A 1,965-nucleotide genomic window follows, 5' to 3' on the forward strand; every position below is an offset into this window, starting at 1 on the left:
AACAGAAGTCCGGCAACTATCTCACGTGAGATTAAACGTAATACTGGCAAACGAGGCTATCGACCCAAGCAAGCCAATGAGCTTGCTACTATGCGTAGATTAACTGCCAGTAAAAGCATTAAGCTCACACCAGAACTTAGACAAGACATTATAGAGCTAATCAAACAAGAGCTCAGCCCAGAACAAGCTTGTGATTATCTTATAACGCACGGTAAAACTAAGCTACATCATGAGACTATTTACAGAATGTTACTGCAAGATAAGCGTGCTGGTGGCACGCTCTATAAACATCTTAGACACCTGCACAAAAGCCATCGTAAGCGCTATGGTAGTTATGAGCGCAGAGGACGAATCAAGAACGCTGTGAGTATTGAGCAGCGTCCAGAGCTTGTTAACACTAGATCACGCATTGGCGACTGGGAGGGTGACACTATCATTGGTAAAAACAAGAAGAGCGCCATCTACACATTGGTTGATCGTAAATCACTTTATACTGTTATTGTTAAACTTAATGGCAAGAATGCCACTGAGTTGGCTGATAAGACTATTAAAGCGCTAAAGCCAATGTCAAGTAAGATTCATACCATTACCTACGATAATGGCTTAGAATTTGCTGAACATGAGCGTATGGCTAAAGCACTGGATGTGGATGTATATTTTGCTCATCCGTATTCTTCTTGGGAAAGAGGTATTAACGAGAATACTAATGGCTTGATTAGACAGTACTTCCCAAAGGGTACTGACTTTAACAAGGTGACAAATTCACAGATTGAATTTGTCATGAAGCGACTCAACACAAGACCTCGAAAAACACGAGGTGGGAAACAACCAGTTGAGTTATTTTTAGGAAAGGCTGTTGATTTATTAACGGCTTAGGAGAAATTGCACTTAATGTGCGAATTCAAGGGTTTTTATTTTGCGTTAAGTGGATTTTTGATGATTATTCATATTTATACAAAGGTCTCATAATAGTGGCAATGATAAATAGTTAGTATTATCAACAGGAGTACTATGAAGTACATAATTTATTATTTTTCACTCATTTTATTAAGTACAAATACTATTGCCGATTCGCTAAAGATTAACATTCATGGCATTACTTTAAATCAGGGCAATGTTCGTATTGGTATTTTTAATCGCCAAGAATTTCCAAATGGAAATCAGTTTGAAGGCGTTATTGTTAATAGTGATAAAAATAAACTTAGTAAAACTTTACAAATTCCATCTGGAAGTTACGCCATAGCAATTTTCCAAGACACGAATAACAACAAAGTATTAGATAAAAATTTCTTTGGCATACCAATAGAAAAATACGGCTTTAGTGGTGCAGATGTTTTTGGAGAGCCTACTTTTGATGAGGCAAAAATTATAATTAATGGCGACCAAACAATATCAGTTAAAATAGACTAAAAAAAAGGATAAAACAATGAATACTTATTTATTATTAAAAAGTTTACACATACTTGGCGTGGTTTTATTTCTTGGCAATATTATTATCACTGGCTGGTGGAAAGTAATGGCTGATCGCACAAAAAACAAACACATTATTGCTTTCGCTCAACGCCAAGTAACACTTACTGACTATGTTTTCACTCTAAGTGGTGTTTTACTTGTTTTAGTTACAGGGATAGGTAATACAATGCTACACGAGCTAGACTATTTCATGATAAAGTGGTTGGCTTGGGGATACTGGTTGTTTGTAGCATCTGGTATTATTTGGGTGGCAATATTACTGCCAGTACAAATTAAACAAGCAAGAATAGCTAAACAATTTTCTGAAGAAGAGCCGATACCAAAACAATATTGGAAATTAGGGAAGTTATGGATAGTTTTTGGCGTATTAGCAACTTTGTTGCCATTGGCTAATTTATATTGGATGGTATTTAAGCCAATATAATCCTACCAGCCAACTGCTAACGCAGTAGGTAAATTCAAGCGTTAACACTAAAAGAAATAATGAGGACA

3 protein-coding genes are annotated in these 1,965 nt (G+C 36.2%); all 3 read left to right on the forward strand.

What is annotated here, in order from left to right:
• Window positions 1-876: IS30 family transposase (locus tag BTHERMOSOX_RS10705; RefSeq protein ID WP_138121122.1), on the forward strand; the 876-nt coding region annotated here is incomplete at its 5' end.
• A 135-nt stretch (window positions 877-1,011) separates the two neighbouring features.
• Complete coding sequence (locus BTHERMOSOX_RS10710) at window positions 1,012-1,410, forward strand: DUF2141 domain-containing protein (protein WP_138121123.1); 399 nt, start codon at window positions 1,012-1,014, stop codon at window positions 1,408-1,410.
• Window positions 1,411-1,426: 16 nt separating this feature from the next.
• Window positions 1,427-1,897, forward strand: a complete 471-nt coding sequence (locus BTHERMOSOX_RS10715; protein WP_138121124.1) for a DUF2269 family protein — start codon at window positions 1,427-1,429, stop codon at window positions 1,895-1,897.
• Window positions 1,898-1,965 lie beyond the last annotated feature (68 nt).

The sequence above is a fragment of the Bathymodiolus heckerae thiotrophic gill symbiont genome (assembly GCF_900128515.1).
GTDB lineage: Bacteria > Pseudomonadota > Gammaproteobacteria > PS1 > Pseudothioglobaceae > Thioglobus_A.